This is a genomic window from Streptomyces rhizoryzae (assembly GCF_023155275.1).
Lineage (GTDB): Bacteria > Actinomycetota > Actinomycetes > Streptomycetales > Streptomycetaceae > Streptomyces > Streptomyces rhizoryzae.
In genome coordinates this window covers 34,632-58,780 of record NZ_JALMUV010000004.1, presented here as the reverse complement: position 1 = coordinate 58,780, position 24,149 = coordinate 34,632, and the positions used below count along the sequence as shown (strand labels likewise).

Genomic DNA, 24,149 nt, shown 5'->3' with positions numbered 1-24,149 from the left:
CCGGTGGGCGTTAAGACAATCGCGGAGATCAACTCCGGGCCCGACAGGTTGATCGAGGCCCGCGCATGATCCAGTCGGCGCTGGCACGACCGGCATGGATGCTTCGCCCCGACCTCATGCTGATGGAAACGGCCTTCCTCGTCTCCGAGCGGCCCGCGGGGCAGCTCCCGCCGTCGGCGGATCTGGCCCGTGTCCGCCATATGCGTAAGTGCGTCCGTGCGGCTCTGGGCTACTACGGGCTGACGCCGATGTCGGACGACGTGGCCCTGGTCGTCAGCGAGCTGGTCGGCAACGCGATCGTCCACAACGTCCACGGACCGGAGATCACCGTGCGGCTCCAGGTGGTGGGCAGGAACCTGGAACTCCGGGTCAGCCACACGGGGTCTTGCCGTCCCGCGCTTCGCACGCCGAGCGGGGACGCGGAGTCCGGCCGCGGACTGCCGCTCGTGGACGGCATCGCCCGGGGCCGAGGAGGCTCCTGGATGGTGCACACCAGCAGCTCGCTGGTCACCGTCCGGTGCTCCCTGCCGCTGGATGGAGCGGAGGAATGACCACCCTGCCGGACAAAATGGCGTTCCTCTCGTTGAGCGACATGGTCCTCGCGTGGGAACCGCAGGCTCCCCCGGACACCTGCACGGCGCTGAACGCCGTGGAACTGCTCGACGAGTACGGGCGCCGCGCCGAGCGCGACCTGCGGGCCCTGGCCCACAGCGTGCCGGTCCCGCCGGACATCGCTGCGCGCGTCCAGGCCACGCTCGGCGAGGCGTCGCGGCGCCTGTGTCTGCGGCCACCGCCCGCTGGGCACACCGTGCGCCGGGCCCAGAACCTTGTCCGCCTCCTCCAAGCTCTGCACCGCGCCACCGACCTGCTCGATCACGATCACTCCTGACCCACGGAGACCACCATTTCTCCCTCACTGCCAAGGTCGGCGGCGTCGACCTACGTCGCGGTCGCCGGGTTGGCCGCCGCCGCCACGCCGGCGAACCCGCAACAGCAGCGAGCCGTGAACGCCGCGCGGCGGCTGCGCCGGGCCCTGACCCGGATCGGGGTGAAGGTAGAGGTCCAGGCGGACCTCACCGGGCGCGCCCCGGGAGTTCGGATCGACACCATTCCGCGCCACGATGCGATGCGCCTCCTGCACACGCTCTCCAACGCCAACTGCGAGGCGGTGTGCGACTACTCGTATTTCGGAACGGAGCGCGAGCTGGAGGCGCTGATCTACGCGCTGGACAGCACGATCCGAGGCTCGATCCGAGGCGCGCCTTCCTTCGCTCCCCAGCTGCCGTGCCGAAACTGCCGGACGCGTGCCGGCCTCTACGTCAACCGCCGGGTGCCGCCGCCCCTCGCCGAGAAGCTGGCCGCCCTCATCGAGAAGGCGGCCAAGAGCCCGCAGCCTCCTCCCCCCTGCGGCTGGCGATCTGCTGGCCCTACTCACCACCCACAGGACTGCTGATGATCAATGCCAATGACCAGGTCCGCGTCGTCACCTGGAACCTGGAACACAACGGCCATGAGCGCGACGGTGCCACGGACCGCTGGCACCTCGCCATGGGCATCCTCGCCGACCTCCAGCCGCACATCTTGCTGCGCCAGGAGCTGACCCGCGCCAACATGTACGGCATGCGTGCCGTGTACGCCGAGGCGGTTCGCCTCGGCGTACACATGCCCTTCCTGGCCAGCGCGACGCCGGAGTCCGCCAACCCCACCGGCGTCTACGTTGACATGGCTCTGTTCGAGCCGGTCCAGTTCTTCGAGCACGTGACCGGCATGTGGCATCCGATCTGCAACCCGGTCGTGCGCCTCAAGGGGGCCTCGAAGGCTCTGAGCCTGGCCTCGGTCCACCTCTGCTCCTTCGACCCGGACCTGCGTGTGACCGAGGCGAAGCGGCTGACGACCTTGGGGAAGCCGGGGATGGAGACCTTGCTCGGAGGCGATTTCAACAGCTACGTGCACTTTGAGGATGAGGCATCTTCGCTGCCGGACTGGGCCACCGTGCAGGACCGGACGCACTTTGAGCACCGCACCGTGGACCGGGGCGGCAAGCGGGTCTCGGACACCCGCCCCGACCGGATCCTGGCCGGCACCCACCACGGCCGCCCGCCCATCTTCACCGAGCTGGGACAGCACGCCGCGAGCCTGGGCGTAGCGGGCGCTCTCAACCCGACCTCCTCGCTCTGGCGGACCGACCAAGGCGGGATGCAGCGCATCGACCGGATCTACGCCACTCCGCAGATCGCCGCGGCGCTGATCGACCTGCGCGTCATCGACATCCCCGAGGTCCAGGTGGTCTCCGACCACTGCCCGGTGATGGCCACCTTCAGCCTCAACCGCCTCCGCGAAGCCCTGTCCGACACCGCGCCCGCGGCGGCAGCCGCATGACCGCGGCCCAGCAGGCCGATAAGGCCATCGCCTTCTCCCCGCAGCCCTCACCCGCCATCCGCCTCCCGCACGAACAGGGCAGAGTACCCCGCCAGTTCCACTGGCACGACTTCCACGTGCCGTTCATCACGCCCTGGGACGGAGAGGGCAAGAAGCCGGGCGCCATCGAGCGGCGGCGCGGGATTGGCGGCGAGGGCATCGGCTACGCCGACGAGGACAGCCCCGTCGACCGCCGGGCCGGCGCACTGTGGGTCCGGATGGCCGCTGTCCGCGGGGGTGGCCGGCCGCTGCTCCGGAAGGTGCACCCGCTCCGGCAGCGGCAGGCCATGAGTCACCAGCTGTGCCAGGTCTGCGGCGGGCACACCTGCGGGACACGATCCGATGAGCGCACGCTGTTCGTGATGGCCTCCGCCGACGGGCGCCCAATCTCCGAGGGCGAGCTGACCGTCATGCCACCCGTCCACGAGGTGTGCGCGCTGGAGGCCGTGGAGCAGTGCCCCGAGCTGCGCAAGGGGCACGTCGCCGCCCTGGTCGGCGATGTCATGCCCTGGGGAGTGGCCGGCATCGTCCACGACCGCACCACCCTCCAGCCGCTCATCCCCGACGACGAGAAGGAGTTGACGTTCGTCGGGTACGACGACCCCCGCTTCCGCTGGGTCTTGGCGATGCGCGAGGTCGTGAGCCTCCGGGAGGTCACCCCGGTGGACCTCCACCAGCTCACCGCCCACACCGGCCAGCAGCCCTGAGCGGTCCCGGCCCCGCCCCGGCACCCCTACGGTGAGGACGGACTACCGGGGCGGGCACCAGCCATCACCACCTACCAACCCACGCCACAGGCAGGAGATCCGCATGGGGAACGACAAGCAGGACCGCGACCAGGATGACAGCCAGAAGAGCCAGAGGTGCGTCCACTGCGGCGGGGGGCCTTGCCATCACCCCCGAAGGCACGGGCTGATGTAGCGACGCCAGCGTCCAAGGCCCCGCAGCCGGGACTTCCGTAGACCGGCAGGCCCGGCGGCCGGCGCCCATCGCGGTTCGGGGGCCCCTCGGCCTGCCCAGCTCGGATAGAAAACGCCCCGGCTATCGCCCTCTGTGAGCGACGGCCAGGGCGTTTGGGATGTCATCGGGCCAAGAGCAGATCCCAGCCTTCCGCGCCGGGTACAAGGGCCGGAGTGTAACTCTCGGGGGTGGGGCGGCCGGCGGTCTCCCAGGCGATCAGCCAGTTGCGCAGGACGGAGAGGGACGGGGAGTCGGATCGGTCGGCGAGGATTGTCCCGTCCTGCTGGAGGACGGCGGCCGTCGTCGCGGTGGAGTGCCCGATGGCCCACAGGTCCGGGCTCAGGCCCGCCATGGTCAGCTGCGGGTCGGCCTGGACGGCGGCGAAGGTCCGCCAGGACGGCCAGTCGAGCTCGTCCCCGTCGTACGGCTCGGTGTGGGCGTCCTTGAGCAGGCGGGCGAGCGCGGTGCGGGCTCCGGTGTGGAGGCGGTCGTCGCGCTCGCGCCAGGCGATGGAGATCCACGAGGGGGCCGGCGTGCGGTTCTCCCAGTCCACCCATCGGCCGGGCAGGTCGAGGTTGTCCTTCGGGGATCCGGTCGCCTCGATGTACCCGCCGGTGAACACCGCCTCCACGACCGGCTCGCCGCCGCTCACGCGGATCTTGGCGATCACCGTCATGTTGGGGACGGTCGCGATCGGCAGCGGGGCGACGATCAGGCCGCCGTCGGCGACCTGGTCCGCCCACGCCTTCGGCAGCAGCGGCGGGGTGCACCAGGCCACCATCCGGTCATACGGCGCCTTGCCCGCGAAGCCGGCGGTGCCGTCGGCGACGTGGCAGCGGATGTGGTCGAGGCCGCGCTCATGGTGGATGAGGTTGGCCCAGCGCACGAGGTAGGCGTCGATGTCGAGGCTGGTCACGTGGCCGGTGGGGCCGACGAGTTCGGCGAGCAGGGCGCCGGAGTAGCCGGAGCCGGTGCCGAACTCGACGACGTTCATGCCCGCCTGGACGTCGAGGGTGGTGAGCTCGCGGTGGATGACGGCCGGGTTGGAGCGGTGCGGGGTGGCGCCGCGGCCGTCGTGGTGGGTGTAGTGGCGTTCGGGGACGGCCTGGGCGGCGTCGGCGACGGCGGTCACAGGTTCACTCCTTCGAGGACGGGCACTCGTATACGGGCAACTGCTCCGGGCGGGTAAAGGACACGCGCCCGGTGGCTCGGCGGCGGGGTCAGATCGTCAGGGCGGTGTGGTGGTGCCATCCGGCGGCGGTGTACTCGCCGACGGGGCCGTGGCCGGGCAGTTCGGCCCAGGCGTGGTACTCGACCGGCGGCGGCGCGAACCGGGCCCCCAGGTGCCAGTCGAGGCGGCGGCCGAGCAGGGCGGCGGCGAGTACGGCCCCGAGGGAGGTCTCCATGCAGGCGGCCCGGCCCGGCCACCAGCGGGCGGTGTGCCGGACGGCGCCAACGAGGGCCTCAGCCCGGGCTGCGCCCAGCTCGCGCCGGCCCAGGCGGCGGGCGAGACGGGTGGCCCGGACCGTGTGCCGGAACGGCAGCCGCAGCAGCACCAGGGCGAGCGCGAGCCCGGCCGTGGCGGCCAGCCGCTCGGTATATGTGCCGGTGCGGACGGTGGAGTACGCCTCCACGCTGCTCACGACCGCCACCCCTTCCACCGGCGGCGGCGCGTCCGGGCCGGCGCCTGGCCGCCCAGGGCGAGGCCCTGTGCGGCCAGCGCCTCGGCGACCGTGCGGACGTCGGTGGCGGCCTGCACAGCGTCGATGCCGTACCGGGCGGCGTACTGGCCGATGGCCTCCTTCTTGCTGGTGGAGGCGAGCAGGAGCATCACCGCGGCCGACGCGGTCGGCGTCAGGTAGGCCCAGCGCCCGGTCTGCTCGCTGAGGATCGCGCCGCCCTCGTCGGTGAGCACGGGATGGGTGCCCTCACGCAGCCGCCACACGGCCGCCCACCTCCTCCCACCACGCCGCCGGGGCGGCGGCGTGCTGCCGAAGCCACACCTCGGCGGCCACGACCAGGTGCAGGGCGCCCTGGGCGGTGGGCTGCCCGGCCGCGGCCCGAGCGAGCGCGTCGGCGACCGGCTGCTGGGTGACCAGCCCGAGCGCGGCCAGCTTCGACGACGCCCCGAGCAGGTCGCGCAGGACAGGAGCGTTGTCGCGCAGGCCCGCGTACGCGAGGGCGTTGAACCCACCCTTCGTCGTACGGGCCAGCACGAAGCCGGGCAGCACCCGGCTGCCGGCGAACGCAGCGTCCAGCAGCGGCTTGTAGGCGCCGGGGGCGCCGCGCTGGTCGGCGGGCACGGTGAGGCAGGCCCGGATCACCTCGTTGTCCAGGAACGGGGCGGCCACCTCGATGCCGTGCCCGGCGAGCGCGAGCGCCCTCCACCCGGCAGTGTCCGCGCCGACCCGCGCGAGTGCCTGCCGGTCGGACCACTCGGCCAGCCGGGCCGGCGCGTCGGTGAGCGCGCCCGCGGCCTCGTTCAGGGCGGAGGCGAGCATCAGCCGGGTGCCGTGGGTCATCCAGTCCGCCGAGGCCAGCAGCGGCGTCCAGGCGAGCGGGCGCTGGGCCTGGGGAATCCAGTCCCGCGCGGGCCCGCGCAGTTCGGCGGCCGTCTGCCACCAGGCGCCGGCCAGGTCGACCTTGGAGGCCGGGCGGACGCGGCCGAGGATGTGGAAGGCGGAGGTGTGCCGCAGCCGGGCGTGGGCGAGGGCGTGCTGCAAGGCCCGGCGGTGGCGCCGTTCGCGCAGCAGGTCCGCGAGGTAGGAGGAGGGGGCGGACAGGACGGCGTCGCCGGCCGCGCCGGTGAAGTGCACTCCCGGGCCCGGGGTGTTCTCGGCGACCGTGTCCAGGACGGCCCGCTTGATGGACGCGGTCACCACGTACGCGTTCGGGGCGTCGGTCACGGGCAGGGCCGACAGGCCGCCAAGGCCCGCGTAGTACACGGTGTCCGGAGCGCCGGGGGCCGTATGGTGGCTGAGCCCCGGCACGGCGGCCGCGGTGCGGACCGCGTACGCGAGGTCGTCGTCACGCAGGCGCTCGTCGGCGAACGTCACCGCGGTCACCGGCCCGCGCTGGGCGGCCAGGCACGCGAGCGTGGTGGAGTCCAGCCCCGCCAGGTCCGCGCTGACCGGCCGGCCGTCGATCCGGGCGGCGACCGCCTCGGCGAGCGCGGCCCGCACCACCGGCGCCTGTGCGCGCAGGTCCACCCGCGGGGAGGAGACCGGCTCGTACCGCTCCACCGCCGCCCCGCCCGGACCGAGCAGCAGCAGATGCCCGCCGGGCACCCGGCGCACGTCCCGGAACAGGCTCCGGCCGGCCAGCACGTCGGGCTGCCCGAAGGCGAGATGGGCGGCGAGCGCGGTCACGTCGACGGGGGCGCCGTACAGCGCGGCGAGCGCGGACGCGGCCGTCGCCCACCACGTGCCGGCCGCATCGGTCCGGTAGTACACCGGGTGCTGCCCGGCCAGGTCCCCGATCACCGCCGATGTCTCGCCGCTGCGGGCGACGACGAGGTACGAGCCGGGCCAGCGCGTCAGCGCCCGCCAGCCCTTCGCCCGTACCACCGGCAGCGCATCCCGGAGCTGGGCCTCGTCGGCGCCGCACTCGCCGACCACCGCCAGCGCCGTCCACTCGTCTCCCACCGCGGTGATCCGGGCGGCGGGCCACCCGGACGTCCACGTGCTGTCCAGGCCGGGCACGGCCCGGCCTCCGGCGGGCCGCCGGTCGCTCCCGGCGGCCCCGTACCACCCCGCGCTCCACCTCATCGGTGCCCTCTCCCTTCTCCATACGTGTCGAAAGGCGAAGGCGCCGGGCCGTCCGCCCCGTGCCCCAGCACGGGAACGAAGCAGGCCCGGCACCTCCTTGCCGGGGTCAGGGCGTGGCACTCGATTCCGCCGCCGGGCCCAGGCCGTTCGCGGGTCAGGCGTTCTTGTACTGGGTGTCGTCGGCGGTGTCGAAGTTCTCGGTGCCCAGCGTCACCTCGACGATGTCACCGGCATCCAGCACGACGGGCGCTTCGTAGACCTCGGTGGTGTCCTTCATGACGAATTCCCTTCGCTCACCGCCCGGTGGCTGCCCACCGGGCTACGACAACCAGTGAACGCGCAGACGCGCAGCGTGGGGAGCTGCCAGAATGTGGGCCAGCTGTAGGCCAGTTGTGAACCTGCACGACGGATGATCGGCTGACACATGACGATCGGGAAGCGCATCCGCGCGGCACGCGAAGCACGGCGCCCCAGGTGCAGCCAGCAACGGCTCGCGGACGAGCTGTCAGTGGCGCGCTGGGGGAAGGTGGGGTTCCTCGACCGGCAGCAGGTCTACCGATGGGAGACCGGGCGCCGAGTGCCCACGGAGTGGTTGCCGTACATCGAACAGGTGCTGCACCTTGATCTGTCCGAGGACACCGGACCGCAGTTCGCCGATACCGTGACCTCAGTCATGCGCTTGGGAGGCACCGACGTGGACCGACTGGACCGACGGCAGTTCCTTGCGGCATCCGCAGCTGTGGGCCTGGCTGCCCTCGACCTGCCCGACGCCGAGGCCGTCACCCGCCGCGCAAACCGGACCGGCCCCGCCGCGGTCGGCAGAGGTGAAGTCGCCGCGGTCCGCACGATGACCACGACCCTCGGAGACGCCGCCTCCGAACTGGGAGGCGGACACGCCCGCCACCTCGCGGTCCGCTACCTGACCGTGGACGTCAAGCGGTGGCTGGACGGCCGCTACACCGAGAAGACCGGCCGGGAGCTGTTCGCCGCCACCAGCGAACTGGTGCACCTGATCGGCTGGATGGCCCGCGACGAGGGCGACCAGGGCCTGAGCCAGAAGTACCACCTGCACAGCTACCGACTCGCCGCAGAAGCCGACGAGAACGAACTTGCCGCGACCGCCCTGCGCGGGCTGGCAGACCAAGCCATCGACCTCGGTCACATCCCCACCGCCGTACGACTCGCCGAGGCGTGCGAGCAGCGCGGCCGGAAGCTGACGAACCCCAAGGCGCTCGCGTACTACCGCAACACGCTGGCCCGCGCGGCAGCTGCCGACGGCGACCACGCCACCGCGGCGAAGCTCCTCACCTCCGCCCAGGCCGCGATCGAGCACGCGCCGGCGCCGCCGGGGCAGTCCTGGGCGAGCCACTACAGCCACGGCCGGTGGGCGCACGAATCCGGCATGATCCACGCCCGGCTCGGCGACCTCGCGGCCGCCGAGGAGCACCTCCACCTTGCTCTCGACATCCACGGTCTGGACCGCAAACGCACGCGGGCCATCGTCCTGGCCGACCTTGGCCACGTGCAGCTCAAGCGCGGCAACACAGAGACTGCCCTGGCCACCTGGAACGAGTTCCTCGACTGCGCCGAAGGCGTGCAGTCGGTCCGCATCCAAGACGGTCTGACCAACATCACCGCCCGCCTGCCCAGCGCCCACGACGCGCCGGCCGCTCGGGAACTCCGCGCCCGCATCAGCGCCAGGGCAGAGTCTTAGACCGCTCCGCGCTGCGAGAAATCGTCGAGGTCTATCACTCCCGTTCCCGCCGGCCTGAGTGCGGGGGCGCGGGCGCCGCCCTTGCGGGGTCGGCGCCTTCGGAGAGCACGGTAAGGCGACTCTCTACTCCTCCACGGCCTGCTCCTCGGGCCACGGCGGCCGACCGGCGCGGGCGGCCATGAACGCGCGGATCCGCGCGTTGGCCTCGGCGGTTGCGTCGGGGACACAGGTAGTCGCCATGGCGCGGAGTCTACGACTCGCCTCTGACAGCCTGTTCAACCGCGGCGAATGCGAGATGCCAGGGGTACCCCTCCGCACGGCGCTCGCCCGGCTGGTTCGGTTCGAAGCCACCTGGTCCGTACAGCACCTTCACACCGGACGTGCTCAAGGTGGTGATGGACTGGTCGAACTGCGGATGCTGTACGTAGGCAGCGTTCACGCACGGCATTGTCACCGTGGGGATGGCCTTGCCGATGCCTTCGGCGACCACACCGACGATGAAGTGGTGAGTGAGCCCGAGCGCCCAGTGGTTCAGGGTGTTGAAGGTGGCGGGGGCGACCAAGATCGCATCTGCCTTCGGCCACACATCTGGCTCTCCTGGCATCTTGTACTCGGATCGCACAGGGCGGCCGGTCGCCTCGGCCAGACTGGCGACCTCTCCGCCAAGCCAGCTGGCGGCAGTGGGCGTCAGGCCCACACACACATCGAACCCCTCAGCCTGCGCGCGTCGCACCACGGCGGGGAACTCGTGGACGGGCGGTGCGGCGGACCCGAACAGATACAGCACAGGGCGCGTCATACTCCCATCCCACCACAGGCAACCGCCCCCGGGCCGTGTGGAATCGGGGGCGGAGCGCTCACCCGCCGGGTCCTCGGCGGGTATGTTCCAAAAGACGCCATGCGGCGGGCGACGGGAACTCGCCGGCCCGCTACGGGCGTCGCGTGCGGGCATCGCGCCGCGCCTGGTGAACGGACCGGCGCCGCGGCAGGGCACGTTACGCCCTCGGCCCCGTCCTCCTCCCGGTCGTGGAGCCGCCGCTCCTCTTCCCCGTCGCGCCGGCCACCGCCCGCCGGGCCGCAGGGCGCAACGCGTCTGCTGTGCAGGGGGTTCAGCGCCCGACCGGGTCGCCGCAGGCAGGGTCGTCCGGGCAGAGCAGCGCGAGGTGGCCTCCCTCCTCCAGGGGGGTGGGGACGGTCAGGGTGGTGCGGTGGTGGGGGTGGTCGGCGTCGAGGAGTTCGATCTCGCCGTGGCCGCCGCGGGTGACCGCGATCAGGGAGGAGGCCGGGGAGGCTGCGAGGGCGCGGCGCTGCACGCCGTCCCAGGGGGTGTCGCCGGGGCGGGGCGCGCCGGCCATCGGGGGCAGCGGGATCCGCGCGGCGATACGGGGATCGGGGCCCGGGCCGGGCGCCAGGAGGATCAGTTCGTCGCCGTCGGGGTGGACGCGGGCGTAGGCCACGTGGCGGGCGGCGACGGCGAGGCGGAAGACCAGGCCGGGGCCGAGCGGTACGCGGCCGGTGCGTCCGGTGTCGAGGTGATGCCACCAGGCGTGGTTGTCCCAGTCGGGCCAGCGTCCGGGGTGCGGCGGGCCGCTGCGGACGCCGGACCAGAGGAGCCTGCGTACGGGGTCCAGGCGCAGGTAGTAGCCGCGGCCGGGGCCGCCCCAGGGGAGCGGCGATTCCGGGACGAGGCGCCCGGCGCGGTGGCGGGCGCGGTGCACGCCGGAGCCGGCGGCGGCGAAGAGCCGCTCGGTGTGCGGGTCGTGGGCGTCGCCGTGGGCGTCGTCATCGGCCAGCGGCAGGGTGGTGTGCGGGGCGGTGGGCGGGCAGGAGGGGGCGGCGGCCATCAGGGCGGTGTGGCGGTAGGCGGTGAACTGCCCTGGTTCGCGGTGGCGGAGGACGACCAGGGGGTCGTCGGTGCCGAGGACGGTGACGCCGGGTTCGCCGGGGCGGGTGCGGATGCGTACGGCGTCGGGGTGGCCGGGGGCGTGCAGGTCGATGGCGGTCAGGAGGTCGGACCAGGGCCGGTGGTTGCGGCCGAGGCCGGTGGTGACGGCGAGGCGGCGGCCGGTGGGGTCGGCGGCGAGGTGTTCGGCCGGGACGGCGACCGGGACCGTCGCTTCGGTCAGGGGGCGGCCCGCGTCGGGGCCGTAGGGATCGAGGACCACCAGTTCGCCGGCGCGGTCGTCGACGAACGCGGCGCGGGCGCCGGGGAGGACGAGGAAACCGGCGTGTTCGGCGAGGTGTCGTCCGGTCAGCGCTGAACTCTGCGAGCCGTCAGGGAGGTTGAGGACGCGGAGGGAACCGGCGACGTGGTCGGCGACGAGCAGGCGGGGGGTCGGGGGCATGTGGTCTCCGGAAGCGTGAGGCAGGCGGTTGATAATGATTATCATGTTGATGATTGGTTGTGGGTTCGCCTGCGGAAGAGTGGAGTGACATGGGACGCAGAGCGCTGTGCGTCGTCCGCCGCCTGGCGGTGGCCGTGGTGATGGGCGGCACGTTGGCGGGATGCGGGGGCGCGGCCGGTGACGGCGCCTCCGGGAACGACGGGCCGGGGGACGGGCGCGGGGGCCGGACATCGGTGGCCGTCCGGCCCCTCGCCCCGGCCCGGACGGTGACGGACGGAAAGGGCGTCACCGTCCGCACACCGTCGCCGCCGAAGCGGGTGGTCTGCCTGGTCGCCCTGTGCGACGACATGCTGGCCGAGCTGGGGATGCGGCCGGTGGCGAGCACCTCCCGGCTGCTGGCGCACGAGAAGTTCCTGGGCCGGGCGGAGGCCGCGAAGATCCCGTCCGTTCCGGGCGGGTTCCTCAGCCCCGAGGCCGAGGCGATCCTGTCGTTCAGGCCGGATCTCGTCATCGGGCTGAAGGACACCCACGGCAAGCTGGCCCCGGCGCTGAAGGGCGCCACGGCCTTCTGGCCGGTGGAGCCGGAGTCGTGGCAGGACAGCGTCGGCTATCTGCGGAACCTCGCCGCGCTCACCGGACGCACCGAGGAGGGCGAACGGGCCGAGCGGGCCTTCCGGAAGAAGCTGGCCGCGGCCGAACGCGCGCCGAGCGGCCGGACCGCGCTGGTGATGTTCGGGACCGCGGAGAACTTCGGCGTCGCCACGCCGGGCACCGACGTCACCGCCGGCCTGCTGCCGAAGATCGTCCGGTATCCGTGGCGGAGCCGGGGCGTTGACGGGACGTACAGCATGGAGGAGATCCTGGCGCGCCATGTGGACGTGCTGTTCGTCGAGTCACTGGCGGCCGGCGGGCCCGGCCAACGGCTGTCGGACCGGCTGGCCCGCAATCCGCTGTGGGCGCGGATCCCGGCCGTGCGCAACGGCAAGGTGATCGAGGTCGATCCCGAGGTGTGGGCCAAGGGCCGGGGCACCCGGTCGCTGGGGATCGTCCTCGACGAGGCCACGGCCGCGCTGCGGTGACCGGGCGCGCAGGGGTCCTGACGGGGATCGTGGCGGGGGTGCTGGCGGCCGGTGCGGTGGCGGCGCTGTGCCTGGGCACGCCGGCCGTCGAGCCGGGGGCGCTGCCCGGGGTGCTGGGCGGGGACGGACTGGCCGCCGTGGTGGTCGGTGAACTGAGGCTGCCCAGACTGGTGTTGGCACTGGTGGCCGGTGCCTGTCTGGGCGCTGCCGGGCTGGTGCTCCAGGAGGCGCTGCGCAATCCGCTGGCCGTTCCGGAGCTGCTCGGGGTGTCCTCGGGCGCGGCGCTGGGCGTGGCGGCGCCGCTCGTCCTGGCACTGCCGCTGCCGGCCGCCCTGGCGCCGCTCACCGCGCTGGCCGGGGCGGTGGTCGGCGGGTCGCTGACGCTGGTGGCCGGCGGGCTGGGGCGGAGCCCGTCGGCGGTGCTGCTGACGGGTGCTGCGGTGACCGCCGCCCTCCAGGCGGCGCTGCTGGTCCTGATGGTGCTCGCCGACCAGCTGGACCTCCAGATCGTCTACCGCTATCTGCTGGGCAGTCTGTCCGCCCGCACCTGGGACGACGTGGCCGGCCTGGCGCCCTGGGCGCTGGTGGCGCTGCCCGCGCTGGTGTTGTGCGCGCCGGTGCTGTCCGTGCTGCGGCTGGGCGACGACGACGCACGGGCCCTGGGGGTGCGGGTGCGCCAGGCCCGGATGGCGGCGCTGGCGCTGGCCGCGGTGCTGATCGCCCCGGTCGTCGCAGTGTGCGGGCCGGTGGCGTGGGTGGGCTTCCTGGCGCCGCACCTGGCCCGGCGGCTGTGGCCGGCCGGGACCGCCGTCGGCTGGCTTCCGGGGGCCGCGCTGCTCGGCGCGGTCACGGTGCTGCTGGCCGACCTGCCGGCCCGGCTCGCGCTGGCACCGGTGGAGACGCCGGTGGGTGCCTGGACGGCGCTGCTGGGGGTGCCGGCCGGCGTGGTGCTGCTGCGCTCCGGGCGGCGCCGGACGGGGGCGGTCCGGTGAGCGTGGTGGTGCGGGCCGCCTGCGCGGTGCGGACGCGACGGGTGCCCGTGGCCGCGGTCCTGGGGGTGCTGGGCGTTCTCGTCGTGGCTGCCGGGTTGGCCGGGCTGGTCGCCGGGCGGGCACTGGGCGCGCCGGAGGTGTGGGAGGTGCTGAGCGGTGGCGGGGACGCCCGGGCCCGGCACGTGGTACTGCAACTCCGGCTGCCGCGCGCCCTGGTGGCGCCGGTGGCGGGTGCGGCGCTGGGCCTGGCCGGGACGGTGCTCCAGTCGGCGCTGCGCAATCCGCTGGCCGGGCCGGAGGTCACCGGTGTCACGCCGGGCGCGGTGCTCGGCGCGGTGGCCGCGACCGGGCTCGGACTGGCGGGCTGGGAGCATCCGGCGGCCGTGGTGGCCGCCGCCGCAGCCGGCGGGTTCGCCGGGGCCGGACTGCTGTGGCTGCTGGCCGGGCGGGACCAGGGCGATCCGGCGCGGGCGGCGGTGTACGGGGTGCTGGCCTCGGCCGTGCTGTCCGGGCTGACCGCGGTGGTGTTGCTGGTGGCGCCGGGTGAACTGGGCAGTGTGGTGCAGTGGCTGGTCGGCTCCACCGAGGGCCGGGTCTGGGCGCACTGGAATCTGCTGTGGCCCTGGACGCTGGTGTGGGCGGTGCTCGCCTGGCTGCTGGCCGGGCCGCTGACGCTGTTGCGCTGCGGTCAGGAGCAGGCCGCGGCGGCCGGGCTGGCCACCGGCCGGGCCCGGGCCGCGGCGCTGGTGTGCGCGGTGGCGCTGACCGCCGGTGCGGTGCCGGCCGTGGGGGCGCTGGGGTTCGTCGGGCTGCTCGTACCGCATCTGGCCTTCGCGGTGCTGGGCGCGGAGTTGCGGACCGCCCTGCCGGGGGCCGCGCTGCTGGGTGCGACGGTGGTCGGCTGGGCGGACGCGGTGGCGCAGTGGCTGTCCCGGGCGCTGGCGGCGCTGACGGCCACCGACCGGCTGGTGGTGCCGGCGGGTGCCCTCACCACTGGGTGCGGGGCGCTCCTGCTGCTGGTCGTGGCCCGTCGGTCCGGCGGCGCGGACCGGTGAGGGCAGCGACGAACGACATCGGGAGACATGGTGAGTTGGAGGGACATGACGACGGCGGAGACCGGTGTGCGAGCGGGCGGCGGCGCGGCGACGGGGGCCGTGCGGCCCGGCGGCATCCGGGTCGAAGGGCTGCGGTTCGGCTATCCGGGGCGTGAGGTGCTGCGGGGTGTCGATCTGGCGGTGGCCGGCGGTGAGCTGGTCGCGCTCGTCGGACTGAACGGCTGCGGGAAGAGCACCCTGCTGCGGTTGTGCGCCGGACTGCTGCGGCCCGCGGCCGGCCGGGTGCTGCTGGACGGGGCGGTGGTGGCCGGGCTGTCGCGCCGGGCGACCGCGCGCCGGATCGCGCTGCTGCACCAGTCCGCGCCCGCCGTACCAGGTATGACGGTGCGTCAGATCGTGCGGCAAGGGCGGTACGCGGTCCGGGGGCCGCTGGGGATGCTGCGGGACGGCGAGGACCCGGTGTGTGCCCGGGCGATGGCGGACGCGGGGGTGGCGGAGTGGGCGGACCGGCCGGTGGAGGCGCTGTCGGGCGGTGAGCGGCAGCGGGTGCGGCTGGCGATGGCGCTGGCGCAGGACACCCGGGCGCTGCTGCTGGACGAGCCGACGACCTACCTGGACCCCCGGCACCAGTTGGAGGTGATGGCGACGGTGGTGCGGCTGCGCGCGGAGCGCGGGCTGACCGTCGTCATGGTGCTGCACGACATCGGGCAGGCGGCGCGCTTCGCGGACCGGATCGTGGCGCTGCGGGACGGCGTGGTGGTGGCCGACGGCGCCCCGGAGGCGGTGGTGACGCCGGGGCTGCTGGCGGACGCGCTGGGGGTGGCGGGCCGGGTGGGCCGGGACCCGGAAGGGGGGTGGCCGGTGTGTTACCTGGATCACCCTCTCCCTGAAGGAAAACCAATTGAAAAATGACAATCATTTTCATTACTGTGGGTGGCGTGCACCGGCACTTCCGCCGCTGCCACATCCCTACTGACGGAGGATCAACTCATGGAGCAGCACAAGGTGTTCACCCCGATCGCCGACCCGGGCCAGCTCGCCCACCTCTCCGCCACGCACTCCAACGCCCTCGTCGAGAACCCCTTCGACGAGGAGGCGCCCGCGGCCGGCACCGACGCCGACCAGTAAGGCACCGCAGCGGGCCCGTCCGGCACCCGTCCGGACGGGCCCGTCCCGTCCCCCTGCCCCGACTCTCCAGGAGACTCCCCGTGGCCAGCGGTCCCCAGCTCCTCCCCGGCGTCAGCCTCGTCACCACCCCCGGCCGCGGACTGGCCGTCCGTACCGCCGAAGGCGAATTCCTGCGGGTCGACACCGCGCGGACCGCCCCCGAGCGGCTGATCGGCGCGCTGACCGGGCAGCCGGAGCCGGCCGTCCCGGACCCTCGGCTCGACGCGCTGCTCAGGGCGTTCGAGGACGCCGGCCACGCCGGGACGGACCCGCCGGAGCGGCCCGGGCGGCTCGCCGGACGGACCGTGCTGCTGCTCGGCGACCCGGCGCTGACCACACCGCTCGGCCGGCTGGTGCGCGCCGAGGGCGGCACCGCCCGCCCGATCGGCGCCGAGGAGATCGCCCGGCTGCCCCACGGCACGCATCGGCCGGACACCACGGCGGTCGTGTGGTGTCTGACCTCCCCGGTGCCGGAAGGACTGTGGGACGACGCCGACCTCCTGCCCCGGCACCGCACCGCCTGGCTGCGCTGCCATCGCGAGGGCGCCCAGGTCTGGCTGGAGCCGCTGGCCGACCGGCCCGGCGATGTCACCTCCGGCCACGTCCGGCTGCGCCGCCTGGCCGCCACACCCGCGTACCGCGAACTGGCGGCGTACTGGGCCGGTCACCGCACGCCCGACTCCGGGCCGCCGGTCACCGCGGCCGCCGCCGCGCTGATCGCCGCGCTGCTCACCGCCGATCTGCTCGCCTGGGCCGCCGGCACCCCGGGCCGCGGGCCGCTGCCCGTACGCCGCCGGTTGCGCCGCCTGGACCTGCGCGATCTGACGGTGACCGGGCACCCGGTCCTCCCGGTGCCGGAGGTCGCGCCGCTGCTCGACCGGACGGGCCGATGACCGCCACCGTCCTCGTCCCCATGGATGACGGCGTCCGCCTGGCCACCGACCTCCGCCTCCCGGACCGGCCCGGCCGGCACCCGGCCGTCCTGATCCGCACGCCCTACGACCGGCACGCCCACCGCGCCGAACTCCGCGCATGGGCGGCGCACGGATTCGCCGCCGCCGTCCAGGACGTCCGCGGCCGGCACGGCTCGGAGGGCCGGTGGCGGCCGTTCCACGGGGAGGCCGCGGACGGCGCCGCGACCCTGCGGTTCCTGCGCGCCCAGGAGTGGAGCGACGGCCGGATCGTCACCGCCGGCAGCTCGTACGCCGCGCACTGCGCGCTCGCCACCGCCACCGCCACCGGCGGCGGCCCCGGTGGCCGCCCGGACGCGGTGATCGCCGCCGTGCCCGCGCTCGGGCCCGCCGAGGCGGCCCGCGAACCGCACGGCCCGGAGCGGCTGCTGGCCCGGGCCGGCTGGTGGGCGGCGCACGGCGACCGGTCCGACTCCGACCCCGACGCCCTCGGGCGCGCCCTGGCCGCCGACCCGGAACTGCTCGCTCATCTCCCGGTCGCGGCGCTGCCCGTCCGCCTCGGCCGCGCGCTGCCGTCCTGGCGCGGGGTGTGGGACGCCGAACGCCCGGGCACGCTGCTGCGGACCGCCGGCCGCGCCGCCGTGCCGCTGCTCGCCGTCGCCGGGAGCCGGGACCCGTTCGCGGACGACACCCACTGCCTGTGGCAGGCGTGGGGCGGCCCGGCCCGCCTGCTGACCGGCCCCTGGGGCCACGGCCTGACCGCCGAGCCCGGCCCGGGGGCCCGTCCCGCGCACCGCCTCGCGCTCGGCACGCTCTACGTCCGCTTCGCCCGCGCCGCGCTCGACGGCCGGCTGTTCCCCGGTCCGCGCGGGGCGATCGCGCTGGCCGGCAGCGACCTGTGGTTCCGGCCGGGTGAACGGACCGCGCCGCAGGTGTGGCGCTTCGGGGCCCGGGACGGGCTGCGGCCGCTGCGGGGCCCGGACTTCACCGCCGACCCGGTGCGCCCGGTGCGCTCCGACACCCTCGACGTACCGGCCGCCGGCCCGCCCGACCGGTGCCTGCTGGTCACCCCGCCGCTGCCCCGGCCGCTGGACCTGCTCGGCCCGGCCGAGGCGCGGCTGACCGCGGTCGCGGACGCGGCCCCCGCAGACTGGGCGGTGCGGGTGGCCGCGCTCGCGCCGGACGGCCGGGCCGAGCCGCTGGCGCTCGGCGTCGTCCGGCGCGCCGATCCGCCCGGCACCTCCGCGGAGTTCACCGTCCCGCTGGGCCGGCCGGCCCGCCGGCTGCCCGCCGGTACCCGGCTGCGCGTCGAGGTCGCCGGCCACCACTTCCCCGCCCACGTCCGCCAGCCGCACACCGGCGAGGACCCGGTGACCGCCACCCGGCTGCGCGCCTCCCGCCGGTCCGTGCGGCTCACCGGCAGCGCCCTGGTACTGCACACCGGCCGGACCCGAGGCGTCGACCCCGTACAGGAGATATCCCGTTGAACACCCCGCCGCTGCCCCTCGACGCGCTCGTCGACCCGGTCTGCGGACTGATCCGCGCCGTCGCCCCTGTGGCCCATCCCGCCGGCGCCCCGCCCCGCTACACCGCCATGACCGCGGAGGTCTCCGACGCCCGCCGGTTCGGTGCCTGGCCCGCCGACCGGGTCTCCCTGGGAACCACGTTCGGTGATCCGGACGGCGCCCGCACCGCCGCGATCGCCGAGGCCGTCGAACGCTACTGCGGCAACCGCCTCCCGCCCGCCGGCCACCCCGGCGCCCCGCGCCGCGCCACCGCCGCCGAACTGGCCGCCGAGGGGCGGCGGTTGTACGGGCCCGGCGAGCTGCCCCGGTACGCCGACTGGCAGTACGGCCGGCCCGGCTTCCCCTACCGGCCGTTCGACGCCGACACCCCCGCCCTGTGGGCGCGCGGCACCGAGGACGGCGACGAGTGCTGGGCGCCGGTCGCCCTCACCCACCTCAACTGGCGCCAGGGCGCGCTGCGCGACCTCCCCCGCACCCACCACCTCAACTACGCCGGGATCGCCACCGGGCAGGGCCTGGCGGACGCCGTCGAGCGCGGCCTCCTGGAAGTCGTCGAGCGGGACGCGCTGGAGCTGTGGTGGCACCTCGACGGCCCCACCCGGGGCATCGACCCGGCCAGCGTCCCCGGACTCGGCCGCGACCTGGCGGGCTGCGGCCTCGACGTGTGGATCGTGGAGCTGCCGTCGGAGTTCGCACCGTGCATGGCGGCGCTGGTGCACGACCCCCGACGCGGCCTGTACGCGGCCGGTTTCGCCTGCCGGTACGACCCGGCGGAGGCCGCCCGCAAGGCCGTGCTGGAAGCCGTGCACACCTGGGTCTTCACGCAGGGCGTCGTGGACGCCGACGGCTGGGTCTTCGGGGCCGTCGAGGCGGGCCTGCTGGCCCCCGGCCTCTATCTGGACCACCGGGCCGATCGCCGCTATCTCGACGCGTGCGGGCCGGAGTTCGGGCACGTCCGGGACCTCGGCGCGCACGTCCAGGTGTGGCTCGACCCGCGCACCGCGCCGCTGGCGGAACGCTTCACCGCGCCCGCGCTCGGCGTCGTCCCGGTCGGCGCGGTGGCGCCCGGCAGCCGGGCGGCGCTGGAGAGACGGCTGGCCGCATGCGGCCACCGGGTCCTCACCTTCGACCTGACCACCGGGGATGTCGCCCAGACCGCCCTGCGGGTGGCGCGCGTCCTGGTGTCCGGCCTGATCCCCAACGCCCCCGCCGCCTTCGGCTACTTCGGCTGCCCGCGCTTCGCCGACGCGGCCCTGGCCCGCGGCTGGCGGACCCGTCCGCCGGCCCGGCCCGGCGACTTCACCCTCGCGCCCCCTCCCCATATGTGAGCCCTCCCGATGACCACGTCCCCGTCCGACCCCCCGGCCATCGCCCGCCCGGCCCCGGCCGCCCCGGCCTCCCCGGCGGCCGCCGGGTACGGCCCCGCCGCCCTGGTGGCCGCCGCGCTCGCCCGGGCCCGTTCCGCCAAGACCCCGCGCCCGGAAACCCCCGGACCGCGGCCCGCCCCGGCGCCCGGCCCGTCCGCCGGTCCACCCGTACCGGTCCCGCCGTCCCTGGACCGGACCCTGCGGCTCTCCCTGGCCGCCGCGGACTCCCGCGCCGGGCGGCTGCGCCCGGTGCCCTCCGCCGGTGCGCTGCACCCCGTGGCCGCCCGCCTCCTGGCCGGCCCCGGCGGACCGCTGCCCCCGGGCCGCTACCGCTACGATCCGCTCGCCCACCGGCTGCGCCGGTACGCCCGGGCACCGCGCACCGCCCCACCCGGCGTCCTCGCCGTCCTCACCGTCACCGCCCACCGCACCACCGCGCACTACGGGCACCGCGGCTGGCCGCTGCTGCTCCTGGACGCCGGGCACGCCGCCGCGGCTCTGGCACTGGCCGGCGCGCACGCGGTGTGCCTGGACGCGGACGGGGCGCTCCTCGCCCGGGCCGCCGGCCTGACCCGCACCGACCGGGCCCACCCGCTGGCCGCCGTCCGCCTGACCCCCGGCGTCCCGCCCGACGCCCTGGAACGCTGGGCCGCGCCCCCGCCGCCCGACCTGACGATGCCCCGAACGACCTTCACCGAACGGGTGTTGACGGCCCTCACCCACGCCCCCGGCTCCAGGGCCCGCTGGCACCCCGTCACCTCGCCCGGGTTCCCCGACGGCCTGCTGGCGGCCCGGCGCAGCGCCCCGCCCGGCTTCCCCGTCGTCCCCGGCGACGGTGAACTGGCCGCCGTGCTCACCGCCGCCCGCGACGCCCTCCCCGCCGCGCTGTCGTGGTGCGCCGCCACCGGCGGACCCCGGCCGGCGCTGCGGGAGCTGCGCGGCGACGGGCGGCTCGGCGTGCTGGCCACCGGTGACGCCCGGCCCACCCTGGCGCTGTGGGCCGCCGGCCAGACGTGGCTCGCCACCACCGGCGCGGTGCTGCTGGCCTACGGCTGTCCGGCCGGCGCGGCCCCGGCGACGGTCCGCGCCGCCCACCTCACCGCCGGCTACGCGGCCGGCTTCGCCCTGCTCACCGCCGCCGCGCTGGGCCTGCGCACCCGGCCGGTCGGCTCCTGGCAGGGCGCCGATCTCGGCGCGGCGCTGGGCGGCCCGGCCGGCCGCGACGTGGTGGTGCACGGCCTGGCACTGGGCCGTCCCGGCCCGCCGCACCAAGGAGGCGACAACCCGTCATGATGCTCCACCCCGAACTCCTGCGCGCCGCCCGGGCCGCCCGCGGCCCGCTGGTGGGCGCGACCGCCCTGCTGGCCGCCGTCACCGCCACCCACCTCGGCCAAGCGGTACTGCTCGCGCACGCCCTGGCCGCGCTCGCCCGCGGCGGCTCCCCGCACCTCCCGGCGCTGCTCGGCGCGGTCCTCGGCGCCGTCCTGCTGCGGGCGGTGCTGGTCCGCGGGCAGCGGGACCTCGCCGTCCGGGCCGGGTCCCGGGTCCGCGTCGAGCTGCGCGACACCCTCCTGGAGCGGCTCGGCCGCACCGGCGGGGCGCCCGGCGGCCCGGACCCGGCGGCCCGGTCCGGGGCGGTGCGGGCCACGCTGGTCGACGGGGTGGAGGGCGTGGACGCGTACGTCTCCCGCTATCTGCCGCAGGCCGCCGTCACCTGTGTGGTCCCGCTCGTCCTGCTGGCCGCGGTGACCGCCGCCGAGCCGCGCGCCGGGGCGGTCCTCGCCCCGGCGCTGGTGCTGGCCGTGTTCGTGCCCCGCTGGTGGGACCGGCTGCTGGCCCGCCGCGGGGCCCGGCACTGGGGCGCGTACGAGGAGCTGGCCGCCGACTACCTGGAGGCGCTCCAGGGCATGCCGGCCCTGCGGGCGGCCGGGGCGGTCGGCCGCACCCGCGCCCGGCTGGAGCGCGCCTCGGGGGAGCTGCACCGGGCCACCGTCGCCAAACTGCGGGTCTCCCTGATCGACACCGGCCTGACCGACCTCGCCGTCCAGGGCGGTACGGTCGCCGCCACCCTGGTCGCGTGCTGGTCTGCGGCCTCCGGGCGGACCGCCGCGACCGGTACGTACCTGCTGCTGTTGCTGGCGTCGGAGTGCTTCCGCCCGGTGCGCGACCTCTCCCGTGAGTGGCACGCCGGCTACCTCGGGGTCTCTGCGGCCGACGGCCTGACCCGGCTGCGCACCGCCGAAGGCGGCGTCGCCGACACCGGCCGGCACCGGCCGCGGTGGGACAGCGCCCCGGCGATCCGCTTCGACCACGTCACCTACCGCCACCCCGGGACCACCCGGCCCGCCCTCGACGGGGTCTGTTTCACCGCCGGGGCGGGCCGCACCACCGCGATCGTCGGCCCGTCCGGTGCCGGCAAGTCCACCCTGCTGGGCACCCTGCTGCGCCGGTACGACCCCGAGGACGGCCGGGTGCTGCTCAACGGCACCGACGCCCGCGACCTCGCGCTGGACGCGCTGCGGCAGGGCATCGCCGTGGTCTCCCAGGAGACGTACCTCTTCCACGGCACGGTCGCCGACAACCTGCGGCTGGCGCGCCCCGGCGCCACCGACGCCGAACTCCGCGCCGCCGCCCGCACCGCCGGCGTCCACGAGGAGATCGCCCGGCTGCCGGACGGCTACGACAGCGTCATCGGCGAACGCGGCGCGACCCTCTCCGGCGGACAGCGGCAGCGCCTCGCGCTGGCCCGCGCGCTGCTCGCCGACGCGCCCGTGCTCGTCCTGGACGAGGCCACCAGCGCCGTCGACGAGCGTCGCCAGGCCCGGATCGGCGCCGCCCTGCTGGCCGCCGCCCGGGGCCGCACCTGCCTGATCGTCGCCCACCGGCTGTCGTCCGTACGGCACGCCGACCGGATCGTGGTGCTGGACGGCGGCCGGGTCGACGCCGTCGGCGACCACGCCGGTCTGCTCGCGGCCGGCGGGCTCTACGCCCGTCTGGTCGCCGCCGACGAGGACCGCCCCGCCACCGCTCCCGCCCCCGAGGAATCCGCCGCATGACGCTCTCCACCACCCCGGGCGCCACCCGGGGCGCCCTGCGCGCCCTGCTGCCCGTCCTGGCCGGCCATCGCGCCATGACGGTCCGGACCTTCGCCGCCGCGCTCGCCGATCAGGCCGCCCTCGTCGCCCTGGTGACCCTGGCCGCGCACACGGTCGGCACCGCCGTCCTCTCCCACCGCGCCCCGTCCCCGGCGGCCGTGGCGCTGCTGGCGGGTCTGGTCGCGCTGCGGGCCCTTGCCACCTGGCGCGAGATGGACCTCTCCCACGACCTCGCGTACCGGGTGCTGGCGGCCCTGCGGATCCGGGTCTTCGACGGCCTGGCCCGCAGCGCCCCGGCCCGGATCGCCGGCCGCCGCAGTGGGGACCTGGCCGCCGCGGCCCTCGGCGACGTCGAGGCCCTGGAGTTCTTCTACGCCCACGCGGTGGCCCAACTCGCCGCTTCCGCGCTGCTGTTCGCGGCGGGTGCGGCGGTGCTCGCCGCGCTGCTGCCCTGGCTCCTGGCCGCCGTCCTGCCCGCCGCCGCGCTGCTCGCCGCCGTCCCGCTCGTCGACGGCCGCGGCCGGGCCGCCCGGGGCGCCCGCACCCGGGCAGCGGCCGCGGAACTCTCCGCCGACGCCGTCGAGACGGTGGACGGGCTGCGCGAACTGCTCGCGTTCAACGCCCTGGGGCGGCGCCGGGAGCGGTTGCGCGAGCGTGGCCGCCGGCTCGGCGCCGCGCAGCGCGCCGAGCAGACCTGGGAGGCGGGCGCGGGTGCGGTCCGCGACCTGCTGGTGGTCGGCGCGGTCACCGGCACCGTCGCGGTCGCCGCCCGGGCCGTCGCCACCGGCGGGCTGCCCGGCGCCTGGGCCCCCGCCGCCATGACCCTCGCCCTGGGCATCCTGGCGCCGCTCGCCGACACGGCCGCCGCCCTGGGGCAGGCCGCCGGGCTGCGCGCCGCCGCGACCCGGGTCGGCGCCGCGGCACACGCCCCCGCCGGCGCCCCGCCACCCCGTACGCCCCGGCCGCTCCCTGCGGGCCGCCTCGGGGCGCGCCTGGACCGCGTTCACTTCGGCTACGGTGACGCCCCCGTCCTCAACGACCTCACCCTCACCATCCACCCCGGTGAAACCGTCGCCCTCGCCGGCGTCTCCGGCTCCGGCAAGTCCACCTGCGCCCACCTCCTCGCCCGCTTCTGGGACCCCACCACCGGCACCGTCGCGCTGCTCCCCGCCACCGGCGACCCCGTGGACCTGCGCGACCTGGCCGAACCCGAACTCCGCCGGGCCGTCGCGGTGGTCGGCCAGGAAGCCCCCCTCTTCCACGGCACTCTCGGCGACAATCTGCGCCTGGCCGCCCCCGACGCCCCGGACGAACGGGTCCAGGCGGTGGCCTCGCTGTGCGGTGTGGACCGCATCGCCGCCGCACTGCCGCACGGCTACGCCACCCCGGTCGGCGAACGCGGCGCCACCCTCTCGGGCGGCCAGCGCGCCCGGATCGCCCTGGCCCGCGCCCTGCTCACCGCCCCCCGGATCCTGGTCCTGGACGAGACCACAGCCCACCTGGACACCCAGGGCGACGCCGAACTGGCCCGCGCCCTGGCTGCCGGCGCACACACCCGGGCAACCCTGATCATCGCCCACCGCCCGGCCACCCTCCGCCGCGCGGACCGCATCGCGGTGCTCTCCGCCGGCCGCATCATCGCCGACGGCCCCTGGGCGACACTGGCCACCCACCCGGACAACCCCCTGGCCGACATCCTGACCAACGATCCACCACAGCGACCGGACAACGACGGCGGGACGGACCACTGACA

Annotated in this window: 24 protein-coding genes; 17 read left to right on the top strand and 7 right to left on the bottom strand. The window is 75.7% G+C overall.

Features of this window, described 5'->3' with window-relative positions:
* Window positions 1–116 precede the first annotated feature (116 nt).
* From MUU72_RS05215 to MUU72_RS05195, 5 genes are all read left to right on the top strand, one after another.
* Window positions 117–551, top strand: a complete 435-nt coding sequence (locus MUU72_RS05215; RefSeq protein WP_248011917.1) for an ATP-binding protein — start codon at window positions 117–119, stop codon at window positions 549–551.
* A complete protein-coding gene (locus MUU72_RS05210) occupies window positions 548–889 on the top strand; it encodes a hypothetical protein (protein ID WP_248011916.1) in 342 nt (113 codons plus the stop codon). The genes MUU72_RS05215 and MUU72_RS05210 overlap by 4 nt, the downstream gene beginning before the upstream one ends.
* 114 nt (window positions 890–1,003) lie before the next feature.
* On the top strand, window positions 1,004–1,453 hold the full coding sequence (locus MUU72_RS05205; protein ID WP_248011915.1) for a hypothetical protein: 450 nt from the start codon (window positions 1,004–1,006) through the stop codon (window positions 1,451–1,453).
* Window positions 1,453–2,379 (top strand): exonuclease/endonuclease/phosphatase family protein, encoded by a 927-nt coding sequence (locus MUU72_RS05200; RefSeq protein ID WP_248011914.1) that lies wholly within the window; start codon window positions 1,453–1,455, stop codon window positions 2,377–2,379. Before MUU72_RS05205 ends, MUU72_RS05200 begins: the two co-directional genes overlap by 1 nt.
* Window positions 2,376–3,125 carry a hypothetical protein gene (locus MUU72_RS05195; RefSeq protein ID WP_248011913.1) on the top strand — a complete coding sequence of 250 codons (750 nt, stop codon included), beginning with the start codon at window positions 2,376–2,378 and terminating at the stop codon, window positions 3,123–3,125. The genes MUU72_RS05200 and MUU72_RS05195 overlap by 4 nt, the downstream gene beginning before the upstream one ends.
* A gap of 374 nt (window positions 3,126–3,499) precedes the next feature.
* Here MUU72_RS05195 and MUU72_RS05190 read toward each other — a convergent pair whose 3' ends face one another.
* The 5 genes from MUU72_RS05190 to MUU72_RS05170 form a co-directional block, all read right to left on the bottom strand.
* Window positions 3,500–4,510 (bottom strand): protein-L-isoaspartate O-methyltransferase family protein, encoded by a 1,011-nt coding sequence (locus MUU72_RS05190; protein WP_248011912.1) that lies wholly within the window; start codon window positions 4,508–4,510, stop codon window positions 3,500–3,502.
* Window positions 4,511–4,598: 88 nt separating this feature from the next.
* Window positions 4,599–5,021, bottom strand: a complete 423-nt coding sequence (locus MUU72_RS05185; protein WP_248011911.1) for a lasso peptide biosynthesis B2 protein — start codon at window positions 5,019–5,021, stop codon at window positions 4,599–4,601.
* Complete coding sequence (locus MUU72_RS05180; protein WP_248011910.1) at window positions 5,018–5,323, bottom strand: PqqD family protein; 306 nt, start codon at window positions 5,321–5,323, stop codon at window positions 5,018–5,020. The genes MUU72_RS05185 and MUU72_RS05180 overlap by 4 nt, the downstream gene beginning before the upstream one ends.
* On the bottom strand, window positions 5,307–7,145 hold the full coding sequence (locus MUU72_RS05175) for an albusnodin/ikarugamycin family macrolactam cyclase (RefSeq protein ID WP_282503685.1): 1,839 nt from the start codon (window positions 7,143–7,145) through the stop codon (window positions 5,307–5,309). The genes MUU72_RS05180 and MUU72_RS05175 overlap by 17 nt, the downstream gene beginning before the upstream one ends.
* Window positions 7,146–7,299: 154 nt before the next feature.
* The gene (locus MUU72_RS05170; RefSeq protein WP_248011908.1) at window positions 7,300–7,422 is read right to left on the bottom strand and encodes a lasso RiPP family leader peptide-containing protein; all 123 of its coding nucleotides are present in this window, start codon (window positions 7,420–7,422) and stop codon (window positions 7,300–7,302) included.
* A 147-nt stretch (window positions 7,423–7,569) separates the two neighbouring features.
* Between MUU72_RS05170 and MUU72_RS05165 the strand changes: the two genes are divergently transcribed.
* A complete protein-coding gene (locus tag MUU72_RS05165; protein WP_372502990.1) occupies window positions 7,570–8,859 on the top strand; it encodes an NsdA family TPR-like regulatory protein in 1,290 nt (429 codons plus the stop codon).
* 250 nt (window positions 8,860–9,109) lie between these two features.
* Here the strand turns inward: MUU72_RS05165 and MUU72_RS05160 are convergent, their stop codons facing one another.
* Both MUU72_RS05160 and MUU72_RS05155 read right to left on the bottom strand, forming a co-directional pair.
* Complete coding sequence (locus MUU72_RS05160; RefSeq protein ID WP_248011907.1) at window positions 9,110–9,658, bottom strand: flavoprotein; 549 nt, start codon at window positions 9,656–9,658, stop codon at window positions 9,110–9,112.
* A 310-nt stretch (window positions 9,659–9,968) separates the two neighbouring features.
* On the bottom strand, window positions 9,969–11,204 hold the full coding sequence (locus MUU72_RS05155) for a hypothetical protein (protein ID WP_248011906.1): 1,236 nt from the start codon (window positions 11,202–11,204) through the stop codon (window positions 9,969–9,971).
* A gap of 89 nt (window positions 11,205–11,293) precedes the next feature.
* Here MUU72_RS05155 and MUU72_RS05150 point away from each other — a divergent pair, with 89 nt between their 5' ends.
* From MUU72_RS05150 to MUU72_RS05100, 11 genes are all read left to right on the top strand, one after another.
* Entirely contained in the window at window positions 11,294–12,283 is a 990-nt protein-coding gene (locus MUU72_RS05150; protein ID WP_248011905.1) for an ABC transporter substrate-binding protein, read from the top strand.
* Window positions 12,280–13,275, top strand: a complete 996-nt coding sequence (locus MUU72_RS05145) for a FecCD family ABC transporter permease (RefSeq protein WP_372502989.1) — start codon at window positions 12,280–12,282, stop codon at window positions 13,273–13,275. Before MUU72_RS05150 ends, MUU72_RS05145 begins: the two co-directional genes overlap by 4 nt.
* Window positions 13,276–13,280: 5 nt before the next feature.
* Window positions 13,281–14,330 carry a FecCD family ABC transporter permease gene (locus MUU72_RS05140; protein WP_248012069.1) on the top strand — a complete coding sequence of 350 codons (1,050 nt, stop codon included), beginning with the start codon at window positions 13,281–13,283 and terminating at the stop codon, window positions 14,328–14,330.
* 45 nt (window positions 14,331–14,375) lie between these two features.
* Window positions 14,376–15,242, top strand: a complete 867-nt coding sequence (locus tag MUU72_RS05135) for an ABC transporter ATP-binding protein (RefSeq protein WP_372502988.1) — start codon at window positions 14,376–14,378, stop codon at window positions 15,240–15,242.
* A 78-nt stretch (window positions 15,243–15,320) separates the two neighbouring features.
* A complete protein-coding gene (gene amiA, locus MUU72_RS05130; RefSeq protein WP_248011904.1) occupies window positions 15,321–15,458 on the top strand; it encodes a streptamidine family RiPP in 138 nt (45 codons plus the stop codon).
* Window positions 15,459–15,538: 80 nt separating this feature from the next.
* On the top strand, window positions 15,539–16,390 hold the full coding sequence (locus tag MUU72_RS05125; RefSeq protein WP_248011903.1) for a hypothetical protein: 852 nt from the start codon (window positions 15,539–15,541) through the stop codon (window positions 16,388–16,390).
* Window positions 16,387–17,895: a CocE/NonD family hydrolase gene (locus MUU72_RS05120; RefSeq protein WP_248011902.1), complete on the top strand. Its 1,509-nt coding sequence runs from the start codon at window positions 16,387–16,389 to the stop codon at window positions 17,893–17,895. The genes MUU72_RS05125 and MUU72_RS05120 overlap by 4 nt, the downstream gene beginning before the upstream one ends.
* Complete coding sequence (locus MUU72_RS05115; protein WP_248012068.1) at window positions 17,886–19,262, top strand: YcaO-like family protein; 1,377 nt, start codon at window positions 17,886–17,888, stop codon at window positions 19,260–19,262. The genes MUU72_RS05120 and MUU72_RS05115 overlap by 10 nt, the downstream gene beginning before the upstream one ends.
* A gap of 9 nt (window positions 19,263–19,271) precedes the next feature.
* Window positions 19,272–20,594 carry a nitroreductase family protein gene (locus MUU72_RS05110; RefSeq protein ID WP_248011901.1) on the top strand — a complete coding sequence of 441 codons (1,323 nt, stop codon included), beginning with the start codon at window positions 19,272–19,274 and terminating at the stop codon, window positions 20,592–20,594.
* On the top strand, window positions 20,591–22,357 hold the full coding sequence (locus MUU72_RS05105) for an ABC transporter ATP-binding protein/permease (RefSeq protein WP_248011900.1): 1,767 nt from the start codon (window positions 20,591–20,593) through the stop codon (window positions 22,355–22,357). Before MUU72_RS05110 ends, MUU72_RS05105 begins: the two co-directional genes overlap by 4 nt.
* Complete coding sequence (locus MUU72_RS05100) at window positions 22,354–24,147, top strand: ABC transporter ATP-binding protein (RefSeq protein WP_248011899.1); 1,794 nt, start codon at window positions 22,354–22,356, stop codon at window positions 24,145–24,147. Before MUU72_RS05105 ends, MUU72_RS05100 begins: the two co-directional genes overlap by 4 nt.
* Window positions 24,148–24,149 lie beyond the last annotated feature (2 nt).